This window comes from Burkholderia sp. PAMC 28687 (assembly GCF_001577465.1).
Lineage (GTDB): Bacteria > Pseudomonadota > Gammaproteobacteria > Burkholderiales > Burkholderiaceae > Caballeronia.
This window is the reverse complement of record NZ_CP014506.1, coordinates 1,325,888-1,347,505: the sequence shown is the minus strand read 5'-3', so window position 1 is coordinate 1,347,505 and position 21,618 is coordinate 1,325,888. Positions and strand designations below refer to the sequence as shown.

The following is a 21,618-nucleotide window of genomic DNA, read 5'->3' as shown; positions in this document are numbered from 1 at the left end:
AATGCGAGCGGAATTTATCAACGGGGGTCATGCAGTGAATGTTGTAAGGCGAACAGTTGTGCTTCAAAAGTAAACCAACGATGGATGCTGTGTGCCGTGCCGCTTATAGCGAAACAAATAGGCGCGTGATAAGTGTCAGGCAGTGTCAAATCGAGTGACGGGTACGGGCTCGGGAACGAGCGAGACGGTCTGCGCCTTACACGTCAGTGTCGATGCAATGCGCGCATTGCCATTAGCAGAATCTCATCGTCTTGTTTGCGCGTTGCCGAACACAAGACGAGGCTGGCGTTGTGATGTGTGGTCTATCCTACGTTGCATCGCACGTCGTGCTGGACGATGCACATGGTCCCTGTACGATGCGTTTTTCAGCGTAGCCAGCGTTTCGACGTTCAGGCCAGGCGTTTTTATTCGGGGGATAGATGGGATCGAAGAGCACTGTGGCGAGCGTGCCGACGAAGGTCCACGTTCATTTGTATTACGGTGTCGATCCGAGCCGTTATCGCAAGGATGACAACGTCGGTTGCCTGTACGGTTATCACTACGCCGAGTCTGAATCCGTGGCCGTTTCGTATTCGCAGGATCATCCCGAAGGTCGCGCGATGCGCTCCATCCGCCGCGGCCTGAAGGCGCTGTTTGGCTGTGACCTGATTCATACGTTTCGCAATCGTGCAGCGTTGCTCGAGTCCGATGTTGTCTGGACGCATACGGAACGCGAGTATCTGTCCGCTGCGCTGTTGCTGATGCTCAAGCGTGGACCCAAGCCCCTGCTGCTTGCCCAAAGCGTCTGGTTGCTCGACGTATGGAAGTCTCTAAGCGGATTCAAGCGCGCCATCTACAAGAAGCTGCTCAACCGTGCTGATCTGCTCACGACGCTCACCACGGATAACGCCGCGCTCGTCAAGCAATTCTGGAACCGCGAAGCAACGGTCGTGCTCTACGGCATCAGCACGGACGACTTCCCCATGCAACCGGTGTCGCAGTGGCGTCCGCACGAACCCTTGCGCGTTGCCGCGATAGGCAATGACCGGGATCGCGACTGGCAGACGTTCATGGAAGCCTTCGAGAACGACGCGCGTTTCTCGGCACGGCTTGCAACGCAGCGCAAGGTCTCGCGTCCAAGCGCGGCGGATAACGTCGTGGTGGCGCCGGTATCGGGTATCGAAGAACAGCGCAAGCTTTATGAATGGGCCGATGTGATCGTGGTGCCGTTGCATCCAAATCATCATGCATCGGGGATCACGGTGGTGCTGGAAGGCGTGATGGCCGGGAAGGTGGTGGTTGCCACGGACATCGGCGGGCTCACCGACTACTTCTCGCACGATGCCGTTTCATATGTCCCGGTCCACGATCCGCGCAGTCTTCGCGAAACCGTTGCCGCTTTAGGCGCCGATCCCGAAGGCACGACAGAACGCATCCGCCGCGCGCAGCAGGAGTTGACATCGAAGGAACTGACCACGCGTGGATACGCGCGTCAGCATGTCACGCTCACGCATCAGATGCTGCGCGACGCCGCAATGCGTGAAAGCGTCACGCCAATGGCCCGGGCATAGCCGGAACATATGATTGATTCGAAATCCTACGCAATCGCTCCGCCGCCATCCACGAGCACGGTCGATCCGGTCGCATACGCTGTGCTCGCAAGGTAGATTACGGCATTGGCGATGTCCTCCGGTTGCCCCACACGGCGTGCGGGCAAGCGGGCGGCGGCGTTATCGAACATGCTCTGGCGTGCTTCGTCGCTGAGCTTCGACCACAATGGCGTGGCGATCATCCCCGGCGATACCGCGTTCACCCGCACCGGCGACAACTCCAGCGCAAGGCCGCGCGCCAGCGCCTCCAGCGCGGCGTTGATCGCGCCTTGCAGCACCGAACTCTTGCTTGGCCGCACGCTCAGGAAGCCAGAGATAAGCGTGAGCGAACCGCCGTCGGTGATTTTCGCGGCACGTGCGACGCGATATGCGCCCCAGAACTTGCTGTCCATGGCAGCGTAGGCATCGGCAAGTGCGAGCGTGCGTGCAGGACCGCCCGGCGTTTGAGCCGCCGATACCACCACGTGATCGAACGGTCCCGTCTCCGCAAAGAAACGTTCAACGGCGGTTTCGTCGCCGGTATCCAATACAGCCGTGTCCACGGTTGATCCCATACTCGATTTGATCTCCGCCGCGCTTGCGTCCAGCTTTTCCTGGTTACGCGAGGCAATCGTCACGTGCGCCCCGAGTTCGGCGAAGGCTTTCGCGGTGGCGGCGCCAATGCCCGAACTTCCGCCGACGATCAATACGTTCTTCGATGCAAATGTATTCATTCTCAGACTCCTTTATTGCAGCCCCTGAACTGCAGCCCCGGAATTAAAACGCCGGAAGGCTGCGGCCAGGTTCGATCAGATGGTTTCCGTCTCACGCAGCGTGAGGGGACTTTGCAGCACGTACCGCGCAATGTCGTCCTTGCGCATGAACGCGACATCGGGCCGGCTCTTCGCATAACGCAGGAACTCATCCCACACCCGGACCATTTGCGGCGAACCGCTGATCCGGTCGTGCGCGCTCACGGACATCATGCGGCGACGCGTACCGGCTTCGTCGTAAAGCTGATCGAAGTCGAGCTTGATCTGTTCAAGGAATTTATCGGGCGAATAGTACGTCCCTCGACCAGCAGGATGTCGTCATTGCGCAGCGGGTGCGGGGATTCATCGACTATTTGCGGGAACGGTTGCGTGACGCATGGCGCTGGGGAAAGGCTTGAACGACGCTGTGCAAAAGATGGACGTTTTCTTGAGCGCTAGCGAACAGAGCGATAAGAATTAGTAAGTATGCTTATGGTTATGCCTGCGAGGACAGGCCGTTGAAAACAACCGGGGGATGAAATGCACAACGACGAAAAGCTGGGCGGGCTGTTACTCGTTCTGGTGATTGGGTGGGCCTATCAGGCGATCGCGCAATGCAGAGACTTTTGTTCTCTCCAATGGTCGTCCGCGATGAACGTCAGGACACGCTGGCCGGACTGACGACCAGCGGGTTTCTAATCAACATCCACGCCCGGCGATGTCGTCGCATCGCGCATGCTGTACGCCGACAGGATCCGGTACAGGGTCACGCGTGAGACGCCGAGTTCCTTGGCGGCTTCGCCTAGACGTCCGCGATTCCTGAGCAACGCCATTTCGATCGCCTGCCGTTCTCCGGCTTCGCGTGCTTGCGCAAGCGACGTAGGGGCCGGTTCGGCGAATTCGCCAAGCTCCAGATCATGCGCGCCGATCAGGCGTCCCTCGGCCATGACGATCGCGCGCCTTACCCGGTTGATCAACTCGCGCACATTGCCCGGCCACGAATAGTTATGCAGCGCGGCAATGGCATCAGGTGCGAAACCGCGCAGCGGCCGATGCGCGTCTTTCTTGTAGCGCTCGAGCATGTGTTTCGCGAGCAATTCGATGTCCTTGCCGCGAGCCCGTAGCGGCGGTTCATCGATTTGAAGCACGCATAGACGATGGTACAAGTCGGCGCGAAACCGGCCTTCGACCATGGCCGTCTGCATCTCGACGTGCGTGGCGGAAATGATGCGGACATCGACAGAGGTCGAGCCGTGCCCGCCCAGTCGTTCGACCTTGCGCTCCTGCAGGAAGCGCAGCAGGCTTGCCTGGCTTTCGAGCGGCAGGTCGCCAATTTCATCGAGGAAAAGCGTACCGCCATTCGCCGCTTCCACACGGCCGATCTTGCGCTGGTTCGCGCCCGTGAACGCGCCGCGTTCGTAGCCGAACAACTCGGACTGCAGCAGATGCGTGGGGATCGCGCCGCAATTGATCGCGACGAAAGGCTGGTCGCGCCGCGTGGAATGCCGGTGAATGGCCGCGGCCGTAAGTTCCTTGCCAGTGCCGGATTCACCGGAAATGAAAACCGGCGCGTCGGTGATGGCGACCTTGCGGATTGCTCGGAACAACGCCAGCATGGCGTCGCACGAGCCGATCATTTCGCCTTCGGCGTCGCTGCTGCCCATGGCGTTCACATTGCCGTGCGTGCCGCCCACCACACCGCTGCGCGAGCCTGCATCGTGCAAGGCAGCGATGCCGTAAGCATGTCCGAGCGCATTCAGGATGCGTTCGCCGGAAGCGGGGAGCGTGACGTAATCGAAGCAGAAGTCGCGCACGAGGCGGCGGATTGTTTCGTTATCGAGCTGGATGGGCGTAAGCAACGCAACCCAGCCGATGGTCTTGATCGACAACATTGTTTCGGCCAGGCGCAAGTTCAACTGGACGTTGCGGGACGAAAAATCGAGCAGGCCGCCACTCGCATTCGATGAAAAACTCTCCAGGTCACGACCCAATTCGGAATTTCTGACCGTCCACCCGCGCGCGTCCATCAGAGAGCGAACCTCGAGCGTCAAGGGATCGCCTACGTAATAAAGATGCCTGGGACTCGACGGAAACGCTGCCATGAAAAATTACACCGGTTGGTTACAACGAATAATGCCACCAAAACCATGGGTGGCACGCGTTGTGTCGCTCGCGAATTGGCGTGTTGACGCGGTGTTGAAACGCGTGCTCCTGCTTATAACGACTGTTTGCTTGGAAACTTGAAAGAAGAAGCGCGCCTCCGGCTAGAGGCGCGTCGCAGGGGAAACCCTTCCCAAAACCTCCATAAACCCGTGGAATTGAACTTGTCTAAAGAATACGGCAGGTTCCGGGATCTGGATGCGTCGAGACAGAATTATTCCGCTGATGCGGCGGATTTCTTCGACAGATTGCGAAACGATGCACCCGCGTGTTCCTGCGGTAAATGCGCGGCGCCCCCAAAGAGTTTTTCGCGAAACGTGCCGTCTGCGTAGGTGGTTTTGTAAATGCCCCTGGCCTGAAGTTCAGGAATCACCAGGTCGATGAAATCTTCGTAGCTCTCCGGCGTCACCGTACGGGTCAGGTTGAAACCGTCCACGCCCGCTTCGTTCACCCAGGATTCGAGCGCATCGGCTACTTCGACCGGGTCGCCCACGATGGTCGTATAACGTCCGCCAAGCTTCAACTGATCGAGCAGACGCCGCACGGTCCAGCCGGCCTGGCCATCGGTTACGCGCTGCACGGATGATTCGATGCCGCGGCTCTTCGGAGCGCCCGGCGGCTGGATTTCGTCGTCGGGATCGAAGATCGAATAGTCAGTACCCGTTCCCGCCGCGAAATGCGCCAGTCCGGCTTCGGGACTTGCGTAGTGCGCATATTCGGCAAATTTTGCTTCGGCTTCGGCATGCGTGCGGCCGACCACGACGGTAATGCCCATGAAGATCTTCAGGTCGGCAGGGTTGCGGCCGGCATCGGCGGCTTGCTGGCGCAGTGCATCGACGAGTTTTTTCGTGCCGGGCTTGCTTTGGCTCGATACAAACACGCACTCCGCATGACGCGTGGCGAATGCCTGTCCTCGGCCCGATGATCCCGCCTGGAAGAGCACCGGCGTGCGTTGCGGCGAGGGTTCGCAAAGGTGGTAACCCTCGACGTCGTAATAGCGTCCGTGGTGATCCACCTTGTGCACTTTCGCGGGATCGGCGAAGACGCGCGTTTCACGATCGCGGACCACGGCGTCGTTTTCCCAGCTTCCTTCCCAGAGCTTGTAGAGCACGTCGAGATATTCGTCGGCGCGGTCATAGCGTTCATCGTGTGCAATCTGCCCGGTCAGGCCCATCGCGCGCGCCGCGCTGTCCAGGTACCCGGTCACGATGTTCCAGCCAATCCTCCCGTCGCTCAGATGATCGAGCGTGGAGAAACGTCGTGCGAGCAGGTAGGGCGCTTCGTACGTGAGGTTCACCGTAATGCCGAAGCCAAGGTTGCGCGTGACCGCGGCCATGGCCGAGACCAGCATCATGGGATCGTTGACGGGAAGCTGGACCGACTCTTTCAAGGTCAGATCGGCCGATTGCTGATAGACATCGTAGACGCCGACTATGTCCGCAATGAAGAGGCCATCGAACAGTCCTTTTTCGAGCAGCTTTGCAAGGTCGGTCCAGTATGAAAGCTTGCGGTAATCGGTCGAGCGGTCACGTGGATGCGTCCAGAGGCCATGATTGATATGGCCCACGCAATTCATATCGAATGCGTTCAAAAGGATCTTTTTCTTGCTCACGGGAGTCCTCGCGGAAAACGACGGATGAAGGGCGCAAAGGGCCGATAGCATCGCACGGTCAGGCACACCGGCGAACCATCAATTTGATATTTATTATCCATGACTGCGGACGCTGCGTTTCTTTTCGCCCGGGTACGCTTCGATAAGGCCCGCAAATCGGTCGGCAAGCGTGGTACGGGCGCGCGCAGGCCAGACGGCGCTCAACTCGAAGGGTGGCAGCGCGGCGCCGTCCGAAATTTCGCAAAGCCGCACGCCGCTGAATTGCAGCGCGCGCACCGAACGCGGCAACAGGGACACGCCACATCCGGCGGCCACGCACGCGAGGACCGTCAGCGAACGGTTGGCGTCCTGCACGATTTCTACCGCGCAACCGGCTTGCCGGAACGCGCTCAAGATTCCTGCACGAACGCCCGGCAATTGTCCGTGAGGAAACCATACCAGGCCATGCGGCGCGAGTTCGCCCAGCGACACCGCGCCGTTTGCGCCCAGCGGAAAATTTTCGGGTAACACCGCGATCAACTGTTCGCGCGCGATCAGCTTCTCGTGCATTTTCCCGGCAACAGGCGCCGGCGTGTGCAACAGGCCGATATCGATTTCTCCTTTTTCAAGCGCGCTTGTCTGCTCGGCGTTGCTCATCTCGCGCAGCACGAGATCGACGTCGGGAACGGATGCGCGCAGCGCCGCAATCGCGCGGGGCAGCACTGCAAAAAGCGCCGCCGATGCAAAACCCACCGTCAGCCGTCCCGCCCGCTGCGCGCCGATTTCGCGCGCCCGATGCGAGGCGGCATCGATTCTCGCGACGCTCATGCGCACGTCCTCGACGATCGCCAGTCCCGCCGCAGTCAGGTCGGCGCCGCGCCGTGTGCGGCTGAAGAGCTTGACGCCCAGATCCTTTTCCATGCGCGTGAGCGCCTGGCTCAGCGCAGGCTGGGCGATGTTCAGGTGATCGGCGGCGCGGGTGACGCTGCCCGCGTCGGCGACGGCCAGGAAATATTTCAAGTTGCGCGTGTCCATATTAAAACGATATGAAAGTTGATCACTTGCATCATAGTTCTTTATCCCTCCGATCCCTAGAATGGGTTTCATGGGCCGTTGCAAGAAGCCCGGAAAATACGGTCAGGAGACGACAATGAACTGGTACCGCGAAATATCGCACACGGAAAAGCGCACGCTCTGGAGCTGCTTCGCGGGATGGGCGCTGGACGGCATCGACACGCAACTGTTCAGCCTCGTGATTCCGACCCTGCTGGTGACGTGGGGTATCGGCAAGGGGCAGGCGGGGTTGATCGGCGGCGCGACGCTGGTGGCCGGCGCGCTCGGCGGATTGCTTGCGGGCATGCTGTCGGATCGCTACGGGCGCGTGCGCGCGCTGCAGATCACGGTGATCTGGTTCTCGCTTTTCACTTTCCTCTGCGCATTCGCGCAGAACTTCGAGCAGTTGCTGGCCTTGAAGGCGCTGCAAGGCATCGGCTTCGGCGGCGAATGGACCGCGGGCGCCGTGCTGCTGAGCGAGACCATGCGCGCCGAACATCGCGGCAAGGCGATGGGCATCGTGCAAAGCGCCTGGGGTTTCGGCTGGGCGGGCGCGGTGCTGCTTTATACCGTCGTGTTCTCGTTCGTATCCCCGGAATGGGCGTGGCGGCTGCTGTTTGCCATAGGCGTGATTCCGGCCGGGCTCGTGCTCTATTTACGCCGTAACGTGGTCGAGCCTCCGCGTGTTCCGGTCGCCGCAAAGGCATCCGGCGGGGCGCTTCCTCCGGCCACCCATATCTTCGATAAATCCGTGATCCGCTCGACCATCGTGGGCGCGTTGATCGGCGTGGGCGCGCACGGCGGATATCACGCGATCACCACGTGGCTGCCCACTTATCTCAAGACCGAGCGGCATCTGTCCGTGCTCGGAACCGGCGGGTATCTCGCGGTGGTGATCGCCGCGTTCATCTGCGGATGTTTTGTCAGCGCGTGGTTGCAGGACCGCATTGGCCGCAAGCTCAACGTGATCCTGTTTGCCGTGTGCTGCGTGGCGACGGTCAACCTCTACGTCTTCCTGCCAATGGGAGACACCGCCATGCTGCTGCTCAGCTTCCCGCTCGGGCTCTTCTCGGCAGGTATCCCGGCAACGCTCGGCGCGCTTTTCAACGAACTTTATCCGCAGGGCATTCGCGGCACAGGCGTGGGTTTTTGCTACAACTTCGGGCGGATCGTTTCTGCGGGTTTTCCGGTGCTGGTCGGTCACATGGGCAACTCCATGCCGCTTGGTTCGGCGCTCGGTATCGATGCCGGAGTTGCTTACGGCCTTGTCGTGGTCGCCGCGCTGATGCTGCCCGAGACGAAGAACCGGCGGATCGCGACGGTCGCGGTCAATGCGTGATTAATGTCGGATGAACGCCGATCAACGGATTCCACTTATGCAAACGCAAGAGACCTGCATGGCCGAGCGCTGGTACGAGACGGGCGCGGAGCAGATCACGGCCATCGACAGCCACGCCCATGTGTTCGTGCGCGGTTTGCCGCTCGCGCCGCAGCGCCGCCATGCGCCAGATTACGATGCCACGCTCGACGCCTACGCCGGTCATTTGCTAGCGAACGGCGTGTCGCACGCGGTGCTGGTCCAGCCGAGTTTCCTCGGCACGGACAACCGCTTTTTTATCGATGTGATGCGGCGCTATCTGTTGCGTTTTCGCGGCGTGGCCGTGGTGGATTGCAGCGTGAGCGACGCCGGGCTGGGATCGCTCGATCGGTCGGGTGTGGTCGGAATGCGGCTGAACCTGATCGGCTTGCCGATCCCCGACCTTCGCGCGCCTGACTGGCAGCGATTGTTCGCCCGCGTCAATGCGCTTGGGTGGCATGTCGAGGTGCATCGTCAGGCAGCGGATCTGCGTGATGTCGTGGAGCCGCTATTGGAGCAGGGCTGCACGGTCGTAGTCGATCATTTCGGGCGGCCCGCTCCGCAAACCGTCGAGCGCGACCCGGGCTTTCGCTATTTGCTCTCGATCGGGGGAACGGGACGCGTGTGGGTGAAGTTATCGGCGGCTTACAGGAGCGCGGTGAATGATTCAGGCGTTGCGGCCGGCGCGCGGCTGGCAAGCGCATTGATCGATGCATACACGCCCGGGCGGCTTGTCTGGGGCAGCGACTGGCCGCATACGCAACACCAGCAATTCACCGACTACGATGCAACTCGCCGCGCGCTCGACCGATGGGTGCCGGACGCGGCGCAGCGCGAGATCATTCTCACAGGTTCGGCCGGCGAGTTGTACCGGTTCGGATAGCGCTACTTGCGCACGATGTCCTTGAGAAAATCCGATACACGTTCGAGTCCCTGTTCCAGCACATCCAGTGGATTGGCGAAGCCGATCCGCACATAACCTTCCATTTCGAACGCGCTGCCCGGCGTGAGCATGACGCCCGTCGCGTCGATCAGCGATGTACAAAATTCAGTCGATGACATGTCCACATCGAACTTGAGCAGGCACACAGTCGCGGCTTTCGGCTTGACATACGAGACGAGCGGTTCCTGCTGGATCCATGCATCGAGTGTTGCGAGATTGGTCCGTGTGATTGCGTGATTGCGCGCGAGGATCCTGTCTTTCGCTTCCAGCGCTACTGATGCAAGATGATCGTCGATCATCCCCACGCTGATGGTGTTGTAGTCGCGATGAATGCACACGGCCCGGATGAGATCGACCGGACCGGCGATCCATCCCAGGCGCAGCCCGGCTAGCGACCACGTCTTCGACATGCTGCCCGTGCTGATGCCGCGTTCGTAGAGATCTGCGACGGACGCGGTGAATCCCGAACCTTCCTGATCCGTTCCGCGATAAACCTCGTCGCACAGCAAGTACGCGCCGCACGATCGCGCGATGGCGACCACCTCTTTGAGAAACGCTTCGTCCATCAGCGAACCCGTTGGATTGTTCGGGTTGTTGATGGCGATCAGCTTCGTTGCGGGGCTCGCGAGTGTGCGCAATTCGTCGAGATCGGGAAGAAAGCCGTTCTCTTCCCGCAGCGCCAGGGTGTGTACATCGGCGCCGTGACTTTCGGGTATCGAATAGTGCTGCTGGTATGTGGGCAGCACGGCGATCACGCGGTCACCAGGCTCGATCAGCGTTTCATACACCAATGCGTTTGCGCCGATCGCGCCATGTGTGACCAAAATGTTCTTCGGCGTTTGATGGTCGTAGAGCGCAGCGATATTCGCGCGCAACCGGTCCGAACCCTCGATCGCGCCATAGGTCAGCTTCATGGGGCGCAGTTCGTCCATGATGCTGTCCTGCTTGCTGGTCAGCGTCAGCAACTGATCGACGGTCAGCGATTCGACGCAGGTTTCAGCAAGGTTATAGCGCGCCTCATGCTCGTACCGGTCCATCCAGCGCTCGACCAGAAAGTCCTTGATCTTCATTCGTTTCTCCGCAAATCAACGCGTTCGGTTGACCGAGTGTATTTCAAATTCCATGCAGGCTGAAGATCTGGAACGCGCATTACCTTCGACGCACTGACTCTTATGACACACTCACGGTTTGCTTACGCTCAACGTCATGTCAGGAGATTCCGTGAACCCGAGCTTCTTGATCAGTAACGTTCGCTTGTCTGGTGGCGCGTCCGTCGATGTCGCAATCAGCGCCGGGCGTATCGAAGCGATTGGAGCCAATCTTCCGCGCGATGCAGACGTGGTGGTGGAAGACGGCGGGAGCGCACTTGTGCTTCCGGGATTCGTGGAAGGCCACACGCATCTCGACAAGACGAACTGGGGGCTGCCGTGGTATCGGAACGAAGTCGGTCCGAGGCTTGTCGACAGAATCGAGAATGAACGCTCGTGGCGTGCAAGCTCGGGACATGATGCAGGCAAGCAATCCCTCGCGCTCGCCCGTGCGTTCGTTGCCGCTGGAACAACGCGCATCAGGACGCACGTGGACATAGACACCGACGCCGGCCTCGAGCATCTCGAAGGCGTGCTTGAAACGCGTGAAACGCTCGTGGGCGTTGCGGACATCCAGATCGTTGCGTTCCCGCAATCGGGCATGCTGCGCCGCCCGGGAACCGATGCATTGCTCGGCGACGCGCTGAAGTCAGGCGCCGACATACTGGGCGCGCTCGATCCCGCGCTGATCGACCAGGACCCGGTCAAGTCGCTCGACACCACGTTTGCGATCGCGGATCGTTACCAGAAGCCCGTCGATATCCATCTTCACGAACCAGGTGAAGTTGGCGCATTCACGATCAAGCTGTTGCTCGATCGCGTCGAGGCGCTGGGCATGCAGGGTCGCGTGGTGATCAGTCATGCGTTTTGCCTTGGCATGTTGCCCGATCGCGAGCGTGATGTGCTGCTCGCAAGAATCGCGCAACTGAGCGTCGCGCTCCTGACGACCGCGCCGCCCTCGGTGCCGGTGCCGTCGCTGCGGGCTTGCATTGAAGGGGGCGTGACGCTCTTCGCGGGCAACGACGGCATACGCGATACATGGACGCCGTTCGGCTCGCCCGACATGCTCGAACGCGCCATGTTCGTGGCCATGCGGCACGATCTGCGTCGGGACGTCGACCTCGCACTCGCATTCGATTGCGTCAGCACGCTCGGCGCACACGCGTGCGGCTTTGCGGACTATGGATTGCACGTCGGCGCGCGTGCGGATCTGGTTCTCGTCGATGCCGCCACTGTCGCTCATGCGGTCGTGGCGCGGCCGGTGCGCAAGCTGGTTGTATCGAATGGAAAAGTCGTGGCACGCAATGGCGCAATGCTGGCCTGAAACATCGGGCCTGATGCATCCCGTACAAGCTAAAATATCAGCGAGCGCCGGTTCACGCGGACCGGTTTCCTGCGTGATTTCTTCGATGGGAGAACAAGATGGCAGCCAAGAAGATTCTGTTTCTGACCGGCGATTTTGCGGAAGACTATGAAACGATGGTGCCGTTCCAGGCGCTGCAGATGGTCGGTCACACCGTGCATGCAGTCTGCCCCGGCAAGAAGAGCGGTGACAAGATCAAGACCGCGATTCATGACTTCGAGGGGGACCAGACTTATACGGAGAAACCCGGACATCTGTTTGCGTTGAACGCGAGTTTCGACGATACCGATCCAGCCAGTTATGACGCGTTGATGATTGCCGGCGGACGCGCGCCCGAATACTTGCGCCTGAACAGTCGTGTGATCGAAATCGTCCGGCATTTCGCCGATGCTGAAAAACCCATTGCCGCTGTTTGTCATGGGGCGCAATTACTCGCCGCGGCGGATGTGATTCGCGGCAAGCGCATTTCGGCGTATCCCGCTTGCGCGCCGGAAGTGCGTCTTGCGGGAGGGGAGTATGCGGACGTTCCCGTGGACAGCGCGGTGACTGACGGCAATTTCATTACCGCGCCCGCGTGGCCTGCGCATCCGCAATGGCTTGCGCAGTTCCTGGCGCGGCTTGGGACGGAAATCAAGCTTTAGGCGCGATGTTGGAAAGCGCTGGCGGGCGGCAGGCGCGTCGGCGTTGCGGGCAGTCGGGCCCGCACTGCAATCGCACCATTCGCGCGGCCCGAATAAACATCGGCCGCGCGTCATCAACTCCTTATCCCAGCTTCGCCTGCAACTCCGCTGCTCCACCGCGCTTATACAGTGCCAGCGTAGCGAAAAACCCGCACACCGCAGCAAAAATCAGCCAGTAAGCTGGTGCGGCTTTATCGCCGGTCGTCTGGATCAGATACGTCGATACCGCCGGCGTGAAGCCACCGAAGATCGCCGTTGCCAGGCTGAACGCCAGCGAGAAACCCGCCACGCGAACATCGACCGGCATCACTTCAGTCAGTGCCGCGACCATCGCGCCGTTGTAAGCGCCGAAGAAGAACGAGAAGTACAGCAGCACGCCAAGCATGCGCAGGAAACTCGGATCGTGCGCAAGCCATGAAAGCGCCGGGTAAGCCGTGATGATCGCCAGTGCCGATACAAACAGCAGCACCGGCTTGCGTCCGATCCGGTCCGAAATCGCGCCGCCGATCGGCAGCCAGATAAAGTTCGATACCCCCACGAACAGCGTCACGATCAGACTGTCAGACGTGCTCAGGTGCAGCACGGCGCGGCCGAAGGTCGGCGTGTAGACGGTGATCAGATAGAAGGTGGTGGTGGTCATCGCGACCATCAACATGCCGGCAATGACGGTCTTCCAGTTCGTGAGCATCGAACGGAAGACTTCACCGGTTGCCGGGTGATGACGGCGCGCCTTGAATTCGGCGGTCTCCTGCAGCGAGCGGCGCAGAATGTAGAGAAACGGCACGATCATGCAGCCGATGAAAAACGGCACGCGCCATCCCCAGCCGGCAATCTGCGGCGGCGAAAGCATGCTGTTCAGCGCATAACCCAGGGCTGCGGCGACGACGATTGCGACCTGCTGGCTGGCAGATTGCCACGACGTGTAGAACCCCTTCTTTCCAGGCGTCGCCATTTCCGCGAGATAGACCGACACGCCGCCGAGTTCGGCGCCCGCCGAAAACCCTTGCAGCAAACGTCCGAGGAGCACCAGCGCCGGAGCCAGCAAGCCAAGGGTCGCAAACCCCGGAACGCAGGCAATGAGAATGGTGCCGCTTGCCATGATGGAAAGCGTGACGATCAGGCCGCGCCGGCGTCCGACTTTATCGATGTACGCGCCCAGCACGATCGCGCCCAACGGACGCATCAGGAATCCGGCGCCGAATACAGCGAACGTCTGCATCAGCGACGCAAATTCGCTGGCAGCCGGGAAGAACGTCCTGGCAATATAAGTCGCGTAGAACCCGAACAGAAAGAAATCGAATTGTTCGAGGAAGTTGCCGCTGGTGACGCGCAAAACCGCGCCCAGCTTCGAGACACTCGGCGCGCTCGCGCCCAGCGCCTGCGGTTGAAATTCGTTTCCGGTTGCCATGTCGTCTCCTGGATTTTTTTATTGCCACGCCGGCCATCATAGGCTCGACGGACCCCATGTTGCATTAGTCATCGACCAGCAGTTTACTCGGTTGGCGTTTTTCCACGGCCCATTTCAAAAGTGCTGCACTGCGATAAATCCCGTGCGCGAATTTCCCGTACGGCAGCGTCAGGAACAGCGCCATCACAATGCCAAGGTGGACGGCCAGCAATAACGCCATCATGGATGTATCGCGGAGAGTCAACAGTGCGAGACCGCTCGCGCTGGTCAACCACAGCAACGCGATAAAACCGCGGTCCATCGGCTTTTGCGCGACGTCGCCGTGCTGCGGATGACGCTTCAGGTTCAGCCACAACAAACCGGCAGGTCCCGCCAGCAAGCCGAGACCACCCAGTGAACCGAGCACGACGGGTACGCTGCTGATCGCATAAGGCGCTTCGAGCTTGAGAAGATAGTGATAGAGCGTAGCCACGCACGTCGATGCAAAACACAGCATGAAACCGTAGAACGTGAGGTGATGAAAGCGGCGCCGGGCGAGGGAAAATGCATCGTCGGCGTTGTTGCAGCCTTCGCCATGCCCGCCGCCGAGATAACGCAGGCTCAGCACGTCGTGCGTCGCTTCACCGATGGCTTCGGCCGACATCGCGCCCGGATCCTCATTGCGCCAGAACTTCCGGACACCGACGCCGAGCGCGATCATCGCGAACACGAATACGATGCCGAAGAGCAGCGCGAGCGTGTTGTGCGGGAACACCGCATAGAAATTTCCGGCGAGCGGCGGCAAGAGCAGCGAGCCTTTGAGCGCCATCGTCATGATCAGGAAAAGTGCCAGACCACCAGCGAGCGCCAGTGCCAGGGTCAGGCCGTTGCGCTTGTATAACGCGCCGAAACCTGCCGGCCATGCGTAGTCGACGTAAGTCTGCAAACGCACTTCGGCCATCGCCTTGGGCACATTGACGCCAAATTCGTGGGGCGGCGCGTACTGGCACGCGTGCAGACACGCGCCGCAGTTGTGGCAGAGATTCGAAAGGAAGTGCACGTCGGCGCGGCCGAACTCGAGGCGGCGGGTCATCGCGGGGAAGACGGCGCAAAAGCCCTCGCAATAGCGGCACGCATTGCAGATCTGCATGATGCGGCTGACTTCGCCTTCGGCCGCGGACATCGGTTTTGCAAACGTGATGGGAACTTCGTTCAGTGCAAGCGCGCTCGCCTCGCGCGTCAGGTTTTCAAGCGACTGCATGACTGGCTTCCTTCAATTTCAAAGCCGCCTGCGCGGCCTGGGTTCCTGCAATCCGGCCGAATGCCGTGCCGATCGCCATGCCGACGCCGGCCGTATAACCCTTGCCGAGCACGTTGCCCGCCATCATCTCGCCCGCAACGTACAGGTTGGGGCTCGGCTTGCCGCCGAAATGCACGGCGGAGTTCTCGTTCACCTTGAGACCGAGGTACGTGAACGTGATGCCGGGGCGAAGCGCGAAGGCGTAGAAGGGCGGCTTGTCGATGGGCTGCGCCCAGTGTGTCTTCGCGGGCGTGAGGCCTTCGGTATGGCAATCATCGAGGACGGCGTGATCGAATTTGCCGACGCGACAGGCGGCGTTATAGGTCTGGATCGTATCGATGAACTTCGCTTCGTCAAGATCCATGGCACGCGCGAGTTCGCCGAGCGTGTTCGCTTTCGTGCCGGGAAAGACGGGCGGCATGAAGCGGCCGATCGCTTTCGAATCGATGATCGAATAACCGATCTGTCCCGGCTGATGTGCAACGAGCCGTCCCCAGATGGCATAACGCTTGGGCCAGAAGTCCTCGCCTTCATCGTAGAAACGCTCGGCGTTGCGGTTCAGCATCACGCCGAGCGACACACAATCCACCCGTGTGCAGATGCCGCCGTCGTATTGAGGGGCACGGGCGTCGATCGCGACACAATGCGATTGCGACGGATCGCCGATGGAATCCGCGCCGGCGTCGATCATGTATTTGAGCAGCACGCCCATGTTGAAGCGCGTGCCGCGAATCAGGAAATTGTCGGCGACCCATTCGCCGTTGATTTGGCCCCATGCTTCGCGCAGCCACTCGCGATTCGATTCGAAGCCGCCCGCGGCCAGCACGCACGAGCGCGCTTCAATACGCTCATCGCCAATCCGCGCAGCAACAAAACGGTCGCCATCCAGTTCGATTGCATCCACCGGCGCGTTGTATCGAACCTGGACGCCCAGCGCTTGCGCGCTGCGGAAATACGCGTTGACGAGCGCCTTGCCGCCGCCCATGAAAAACGCGTTGGTCCGCGCGACATGCAGCGCGCCCGACAACGGCGGCTGGAAATGCACGCCGTGTTTGCGCATCCAGTCGCGGCATGTCGACGATTCGCGGATTGCGAGGCGGGCGAGCGGTTCGTTGGTGATGCCGCCCGTGACCTTGAGCAGGTCCTGCCAGTATTCCTCTTCCGGATACGCATCGATCAGCACGTCCTGCGGCGCGTCGTGCATGCAGCGCAAGTTGCGCGTGTGCTGCGAATTGCCGCCGCGCCACTCACGCGGCGCAGATTCGAGCAGCATCACGGACGCGCCCGCCTCGCGGGCCATCAAAGCCGCGCACAAAGCCGCGTTGCCGCCGCCTATCACCAATACGTCCACCATTGTGATGTCTCCTCCAATCTCCGGAGTGTAGGACGTGCGGTGTTCGGCCGCCAGCAGGCTGCAGGCAACGCCTCTTCACGAATCGTGAAGAGGCGGCAATGTGGCGCCTGTCCATTGTCCGCCGGTGACGAGCGTTCGCGCGACATCGGCGAGAACCACGCGCGCCGCGAGGCCGGCGGGCGAGAGTTCGTCGTCGGAAAGACTGACGAGCTGGTTTGGACGCACCATGTAACGCTCGTTGATTGGGAGCGCGCGGAACGAGGCCAGGTCGCGGCGGGCCAGCGCGGCGCCTGGCTGGATCGTCAGGCCCAGACCGCCTCCGACCGCGTCCATGAGCATGGCAAGGCCATCGATTTCCGCCACGATATTCGGCTCGATACTGGCACGCGCAAACGCTGTGTCGAGCAGCGAACGCAGGCCGTGCGGGCCGCTTGGGAGGATCATCGGCAACTTCGCGATGTGCGCGAGCTTCGTGGTCCTGGTCTTTGGCATCGGCTCGAAACTCGCGGCTGCGATCACGAACAGACGTTCGTCGAGCAAAGGCGTCGCGCTGAAGCGCTTGACGTTGTCGCTCTGGAACAGGATCGCGAGGTCGATCTGGCGCGCGTTCAGCATGACGGACAAATGGCCCGACAGACTTTCAACCATGCGCAGGCGTACATCGGGATAACGCTCGCGCATCGCGCGCATGAACGCGAGACCGAGCACGCCCGTTGTGCTCGGCGCCATGCCGACACTGACATGACCGGAAAGGCGCGCGTGCTGTGCGGCGTGGGCGGCGTCATCGACATGACGCAGCGCCAGTTGCGCCTGACGCCAGAACGCGAGGCCCGCGTCGGTGGGCACCACGCCGTTGGCGGTGCGCTGCAGGAGCCGCGTGGACAGCTCGCTTTCAAGCCGGCTGATCTGCTGGCTGAGGGTCGACGTCACTACGCCAAGCTCCATCGCCGCACGGCCCATGCTGCCATGTTCGATCACACGGACGAAATAGCGAAGCTGGCGCAGTTCCAAAGGGTCTCCTTGCAGATCCGTTCTGATGTTTGCGCATTATCGCCGGGATGAGCTGGTCCGGGCCGTTGTTAGCTCGTTCGGAACGATCTGGGCCGAAGCTCCGTTGTGCCTGCGTGCAGCCGTTCGTATTCCGCAATCATCTGGGCGCCGAAGAGCAGCAATGTCGCGAGGGCTTCGAGGCTGAACAGGACGACAATCGAGGTCGTCAGCGATCCATACACCACGCTCACCTGCGAGAGCGTGGCGAAATACCAGACCAGTACGTGACGCGTGACTTCCCACAGCAAGGCAGCGGCAACCGCGCCGAACAACGCGTGCCTGAAACGCGGACGCCCGACCGGAATCACCATATAGATCGATGTCAGTACGAACACCTCGCCCGCGAATCCGAACAGGTAAAGCAGCACGCGCGATGCGCCGCCAAGCGAGATTTCGACGCCGAAGATATCGACGCTATGTGCGCCCACCGCCTGTAATCCTGTCGATACGAGCGTGACAAGCAACACGCCTGCGCCAAGCGACAGGCTGTAGCAATAAGGCAGCAACGCGGATATCAGGAAATGCCGCCGACGTATTGCCACCCGATGCACGAAGATCACCGACATGGCGTTTTCAAGCACGGTGAAGGCGAGCGAACTGAAGAAGATCATCGTGCAAAGCAGCACCCAGCCGATCACCGCCCGATGCGCGAGGAAGTTTGCAAGCTCCTTGACGATAGCTTTTGCCTGCCCCGGCACGAGCCATTCGAGCAGATGAGAAAGCGTGTCGAGAAGCACATGCCGGTCGATCACATGTGAAAGCGCAATCACGACCAGGATCAGCAGCGGCACGATGGAAAGCAGCGCGTAATACGCGACCGCGCCCGCGAGCAACATGCCCTGATTCGCGCGAAAGGCTTTTAGAACCTGCAAGGCGAACGCGCCTGGGTGATCGGCGATCGTCCTGAGCGTGCGGTAGCGAATGAGTTGCATATGCCCTCCAGATGCCCCGGCCGTCTGCCCGGTATATGGCCCGAGCACGATTCCGCAAGTCCTGGGCCTTGCTTGGACAAGTTCGCACGGGATCAGCTTAAATCTGTTGCGCATGGGGACCACAGGTCGTTAGAATAAACAAGAATCATTCCCATTCTGCAATCGAAAAGCTTTTGCGCTCTGGCCGTTGCCGGCCGGTGTTCCACGCTGTGCATCGTCACGCTGACATCGTCGAGCGCCATAGTGTGTCGCGCCTGGCGCCGACCGATGCTTATAAAAACTGTAAGCCTGGATCAAAAAAACAGGTTTGATGCCAACCGTAAGACTATTTATGACCGCCGGAACCGGACAGGGACTGCAGGTATTTCAATGACGCGTCGAATTCTGTTTCAAGTGCACTGGCTGCTAGGCGTCACAGTGGGACTGGTGCTGGCGCTCACGGGGCTGACGGGCGCCACCATGAGCTTCGAGGACGAGATCACCGGACTGCTGAACAGCAGCACCATCAGTGTCGCGAAAGGCGTGGAACTCATGACGCCCGATGCGTTGCTCGCGAGTATCCGCGCGCAATTGCCGGGTGAGGAAATCAGGCCGCTGGTGTTATCGGCTGATCCGGAAAGAGCCGCCCAGTTCCGAGTGCGCCAGCCATCCGGCGCGGCGACGTTCTACGCGAATCCCTACAGTGGACTTGTGCTCGGCAAAGCGGCCGGCAGCGACTTTTTCTCGTTGGTTGAAGACTTGCACCGGTTCCTTGCGCTGCCTATCACCGAAGGGCGGCGCGACAGCGAGATCGGCAAGCAGATCACCGGCGTTGCTGCGTTTTCGCTCATCTTCTTCGCGTTGTCCGGACTGTACCTCCGTTGGCCGCGCAAGCCGCTCGACTGGCGCGCGTGGTTCGTGCTCGACCTGAAGCGCACGGGGCGCAATCTCTATCGGTCGCTGCATGCGGTGATCGGTGGATGGATGGTCTTGTGTTACCTCATGAGCGCGCTGACCGGCTTGTGGTGGTCATACGGCTGGTATCACGATCTGGCGAGCAAGGCGCTGGGTATCGAGGAGACACGTCGTGCGCCCGCGGCGGATCGCAAGCCGAAGGAAGCGCTCGCGGACGCGAAGAGCGATGCACCGCGTGCAGCGGGATCGCGTAAAAAACGGGGCGTGGAAGGCGCGCCTAAAGCGATGGATTCGAGCCGTGCGATTTCCTTTGACCCCGCCTGGCAAACCTTCGTCCAGCGCGTCGGTCGGGATTTCGGACGCGCGTCGCTGACGGTTTCCCGCGATGGCCGAGCGGTATCCATAGAACGGTTCGACGGGCCGTTGCGAGGCGGCCTCATGGACCGGTACACATTCGACGCCGCGACCGGTTCGCTCGAGGCCACCGACCTCTACGCAAATCGTCCGATCAACAAGGTCATCGGCACGAGCATGTTGACGTTGCACAGCGGGGCGGTGTTCGGCGTTCCAGGGCGGGTCATCGTCATGCTGTGCAGCCTGACGATGCCGCTTTTCGCCATTACTGGCTGGCTGCTTTATCTCGGCCGGCGCCGCAAGCGTCGTGAAGCCGACGCCATTGCGCCCTTGCCGTCATTCGCCACGAGTCACGCCAACAGCGATCTGCTGATCGTTCACGCCAGCCAGACCGGCACCGCCGAGCGTATCGCGAGCCTGAGCGCGGCGGCGTTTGCATCGGCGGGAAGAGCTGCCCGCTGCCTGCCTATCTCTGCACTCGATTCCGTGTCGCTGGCCGCAGCCCGCTGCGTGCTTTTTGTGGTGAGCACCTATGGTGATGGCCAGGCGCCCGACCGCGCCCGTTCATTCGTCCGCCAGATGATGGCGCGCCCCGCGCCGAGCGGCGGCTTCGGCTACGCGGTGCTCGCGCTCGGTGACCGCGAATACCCGGACTTTTGCCACTTTGGCCGTCAGGTCGATGAATGGTTGACGAAGGCCGGCGCGCGCAGATTGTTCGAACGCATCGAGATGAACGGCCGCGATGACGAAAGCGAACAGCGCTGGCGCCGGCAGTTGTCGGCGCTTGGCGCGGCCACCGTGGCAGGGTGGGAAGAGGCGCCGGTTCAGTCGTGGACGCTGGCGCAACGCAAGCTTCTGAATCCCGGCAGCCAGGGCGGCGGCGTGCATCATGTGCGGCTGAAAGTGAACGCGGCAACGTCGCCGGGCTGGACGGCGGGCGATATCGTCGAGATCTATCCGCACAATGATCCGGCGGCGGTGGCGCGGGTTTTATCGGCGGCTGGGCTGGATGCCGGTGCGCTGGTACACGGCCGGCGTCTCGATGCGCATCTGTCCGGCGCCGTGCTTCCATCGGCTGAATCCGTGCGCAACATGAGCGCTGCAGCACTCGTCGATACCCTCAAGCCTTTGCCGCATCGCGACTACTCGATCGCCTCGATTCCCTCCGATGGTTACCTCGACCTCGTAGTCAGGCAACGGGTCAGGTCATCGGGCGAACTGGGCGTGGGCTCGGGCTGGCTGACGGCTCATGCCGCCGAAGGCAGTCTGGTGCAGGCGCGCGTCCGGGCGAACGCGGGGTTTTATCGGCCTGATGGGGAACGTGCGCTGATCCTGATTGGGAACGGCACCGGTATCGCGGGATTGCGCGCACATTTGCGTGAAAGGAGCGCGGCGGGATCGAAAGGGCATTGGCTGCTGTTCGGCGAGCGCAACGCCCGATACGACGCGTTCTTCAAGCAGGAACTCGAGGCATGGCGCGCGGATGGCACGCTCGCGCGCATCGACCTGGCGTATTCACGCGACGACGATTGCGGACGCTACGTACAGGATCTCGTGCGGCATTCAGGCGATATCTTCACGTGGGTGGGGGGCGGCGCCGCGGTCATGGTCTGCGGCAGTCTTGCCGGAATGGCGCCGGCTGTCGATATGGAACTGCGGGCCGCGCTCGGCGACGAACGCGTGAGCATGATGGTCGCGAACGGGTTGTATCGGCGGGATGTGTATTGACGTATTGACGTGTGGACGTGTGGACGTGTGATTGACGTTTGATCAAAAGGCCCGTCCGGAACGC

Annotated in this window: 16 protein-coding genes and 1 pseudogene; 6 read left to right on the top strand and 11 right to left on the bottom strand. The window is 61.1% G+C overall.

The window, feature by feature from the left end:
• Positions 1–419 precede the first annotated feature (419 nt).
• Positions 420–1,550, top strand: coding sequence for a glycosyltransferase (locus AX768_RS21355; protein WP_062002004.1), 1,131 nt, complete (start codon positions 420–422; stop codon positions 1,548–1,550).
• A 26-nt stretch (positions 1,551–1,576) separates the two neighbouring features.
• On the opposite strand, the gene AX768_RS21350 is transcribed toward AX768_RS21355, so the two are convergent.
• From AX768_RS21350 to AX768_RS21330, 5 genes and pseudogenes are all read right to left on the bottom strand, one after another.
• Entirely contained in the window at positions 1,577–2,302 is a 726-nt protein-coding gene (locus tag AX768_RS21350) for an SDR family oxidoreductase (RefSeq protein ID WP_062002003.1), read from the bottom strand.
• A gap of 75 nt (positions 2,303–2,377) precedes the next feature.
• Positions 2,378–2,679 (bottom strand): annotated as a pseudogene (locus AX768_RS32135) (polysaccharide deacetylase family protein); the annotation flags it as partial.
• A 336-nt stretch (positions 2,680–3,015) separates the two neighbouring features.
• Positions 3,016–4,422, bottom strand: coding sequence for a sigma-54 dependent transcriptional regulator (locus AX768_RS21340; RefSeq protein ID WP_062002001.1), 1,407 nt, complete (start codon positions 4,420–4,422; stop codon positions 3,016–3,018).
• A 272-nt stretch (positions 4,423–4,694) separates the two neighbouring features.
• The gene (locus AX768_RS21335; RefSeq protein WP_062002000.1) at positions 4,695–6,092 is read right to left on the bottom strand and encodes an LLM class flavin-dependent oxidoreductase; all 1,398 of its coding nucleotides are present in this window, start codon (positions 6,090–6,092) and stop codon (positions 4,695–4,697) included.
• A 93-nt stretch (positions 6,093–6,185) separates the two neighbouring features.
• Positions 6,186–7,106 carry a LysR family transcriptional regulator gene (locus tag AX768_RS21330; RefSeq protein ID WP_062001999.1) on the bottom strand — a complete coding sequence of 307 codons (921 nt, stop codon included), beginning with the start codon at positions 7,104–7,106 and terminating at the stop codon, positions 6,186–6,188.
• A 115-nt stretch (positions 7,107–7,221) separates the two neighbouring features.
• Between AX768_RS21330 and AX768_RS21325 the strand changes: the two genes are divergently transcribed.
• Together AX768_RS21325 and AX768_RS21320 are read left to right on the top strand one after the other, a co-directional pair.
• The gene (locus AX768_RS21325) at positions 7,222–8,463 is read left to right on the top strand and encodes an MFS transporter (RefSeq protein WP_062002394.1); all 1,242 of its coding nucleotides are present in this window, start codon (positions 7,222–7,224) and stop codon (positions 8,461–8,463) included.
• Positions 8,464–8,473: 10 nt separating this feature from the next.
• Complete coding sequence (locus AX768_RS21320; RefSeq protein WP_082778977.1) at positions 8,474–9,364, top strand: amidohydrolase family protein; 891 nt, start codon at positions 8,474–8,476, stop codon at positions 9,362–9,364.
• Between the two features lie 2 nt (positions 9,365–9,366).
• Here the strand turns inward: AX768_RS21320 and AX768_RS21315 are convergent, their stop codons facing one another.
• Entirely contained in the window at positions 9,367–10,494 is a 1,128-nt protein-coding gene (locus tag AX768_RS21315; protein ID WP_062001998.1) for an aminotransferase, read from the bottom strand.
• Positions 10,495–10,645: 151 nt separating this feature from the next.
• Between AX768_RS21315 and AX768_RS21310 the strand changes: the two genes are divergently transcribed.
• Together AX768_RS21310 and AX768_RS21305 are read left to right on the top strand one after the other, a co-directional pair.
• Entirely contained in the window at positions 10,646–11,836 is a 1,191-nt protein-coding gene (locus tag AX768_RS21310; RefSeq protein ID WP_439823416.1) for an amidohydrolase family protein, read from the top strand.
• Between the two features lie 98 nt (positions 11,837–11,934).
• The gene (locus AX768_RS21305; RefSeq protein WP_062001997.1) at positions 11,935–12,516 is read left to right on the top strand and encodes a DJ-1/PfpI family protein; all 582 of its coding nucleotides are present in this window, start codon (positions 11,935–11,937) and stop codon (positions 12,514–12,516) included.
• Between the two features lie 121 nt (positions 12,517–12,637).
• Here the strand turns inward: AX768_RS21305 and AX768_RS21300 are convergent, their stop codons facing one another.
• The 5 genes from AX768_RS21300 to AX768_RS21280 all read right to left on the bottom strand — a co-directional run bounded on the left by AX768_RS21300 (position 12,638) and on the right by AX768_RS21280 (position 18,578).
• On the bottom strand, positions 12,638–13,963 hold the full coding sequence (locus AX768_RS21300; RefSeq protein WP_062001996.1) for an MFS transporter: 1,326 nt from the start codon (positions 13,961–13,963) through the stop codon (positions 12,638–12,640).
• Between the two features lie 64 nt (positions 13,964–14,027).
• Entirely contained in the window at positions 14,028–15,203 is a 1,176-nt protein-coding gene (gene tcuB / locus AX768_RS21295; protein ID WP_062001995.1) for a tricarballylate utilization 4Fe-4S protein TcuB, read from the bottom strand.
• A complete protein-coding gene (gene tcuA, locus AX768_RS21290) occupies positions 15,190–16,596 on the bottom strand; it encodes an FAD-dependent tricarballylate dehydrogenase TcuA (protein WP_062001994.1) in 1,407 nt (468 codons plus the stop codon). Before tcuA ends, tcuB begins: the two co-directional genes overlap by 14 nt.
• Positions 16,597–16,671: 75 nt before the next feature.
• On the bottom strand, positions 16,672–17,607 hold the full coding sequence (locus AX768_RS21285) for a LysR family transcriptional regulator (protein WP_062001993.1): 936 nt from the start codon (positions 17,605–17,607) through the stop codon (positions 16,672–16,674).
• A 68-nt stretch (positions 17,608–17,675) separates the two neighbouring features.
• Entirely contained in the window at positions 17,676–18,578 is a 903-nt protein-coding gene (locus AX768_RS21280) for a YihY/virulence factor BrkB family protein (RefSeq protein ID WP_062001992.1), read from the bottom strand.
• 369 nt (positions 18,579–18,947) lie between these two features.
• Here AX768_RS21280 and AX768_RS21275 point away from each other — a divergent pair, with 369 nt between their 5' ends.
• Positions 18,948–21,554, top strand: coding sequence for a sulfite reductase flavoprotein subunit alpha (locus AX768_RS21275; RefSeq protein ID WP_062001991.1), 2,607 nt, complete (start codon positions 18,948–18,950; stop codon positions 21,552–21,554).
• Positions 21,555–21,618 lie beyond the last annotated feature (64 nt).

Bases quoted from the DNA above. Each gene is read 5' to 3' on its own strand.
- AX768_RS21280 (WP_062001992.1), bottom strand. From the start codon at position 18,578: ATGCAACTCATTCGCTACCGCACGCTCAGGACGATCGCCGATCACCCA.
- AX768_RS21275 (WP_062001991.1), top strand. From the start codon at position 18,948: ATGACGCGTCGAATTCTGTTTCAAGTGCACTGGCTGCTAGGCGTCACA.
- tcuB (WP_062001995.1), bottom strand. From the start codon at position 15,203: ATGCAGTCGCTTGAAAACCTGACGCGCGAGGCGAGCGCGCTTGCACTG.
- AX768_RS21350 (WP_062002003.1), bottom strand. From the start codon at position 2,302: ATGAATACATTTGCATCGAAGAACGTATTGATCGTCGGCGGAAGTTCG.
- tcuA (WP_062001994.1), bottom strand. From the start codon at position 16,596: ATGGTGGACGTATTGGTGATAGGCGGCGGCAACGCGGCTTTGTGCGCG.
- AX768_RS21330 (WP_062001999.1), bottom strand. From the start codon at position 7,106: ATGGACACGCGCAACTTGAAATATTTCCTGGCCGTCGCCGACGCGGGC.
- AX768_RS21340 (WP_062002001.1), bottom strand. From the start codon at position 4,422: ATGGCAGCGTTTCCGTCGAGTCCCAGGCATCTTTATTACGTAGGCGAT.
- AX768_RS21325 (WP_062002394.1), top strand. From the start codon at position 7,222: ATGAACTGGTACCGCGAAATATCGCACACGGAAAAGCGCACGCTCTGG.
- AX768_RS21315 (WP_062001998.1), bottom strand. From the start codon at position 10,494: ATGAAGATCAAGGACTTTCTGGTCGAGCGCTGGATGGACCGGTACGAG.
- AX768_RS21355 (WP_062002004.1), top strand. From the start codon at position 420: ATGGGATCGAAGAGCACTGTGGCGAGCGTGCCGACGAAGGTCCACGTT.
- AX768_RS21320 (WP_082778977.1), top strand. From the start codon at position 8,474: ATGAACGCCGATCAACGGATTCCACTTATGCAAACGCAAGAGACCTGC.
- AX768_RS21305 (WP_062001997.1), top strand. From the start codon at position 11,935: ATGGCAGCCAAGAAGATTCTGTTTCTGACCGGCGATTTTGCGGAAGAC.
- AX768_RS21300 (WP_062001996.1), bottom strand. From the start codon at position 13,963: ATGGCAACCGGAAACGAATTTCAACCGCAGGCGCTGGGCGCGAGCGCG.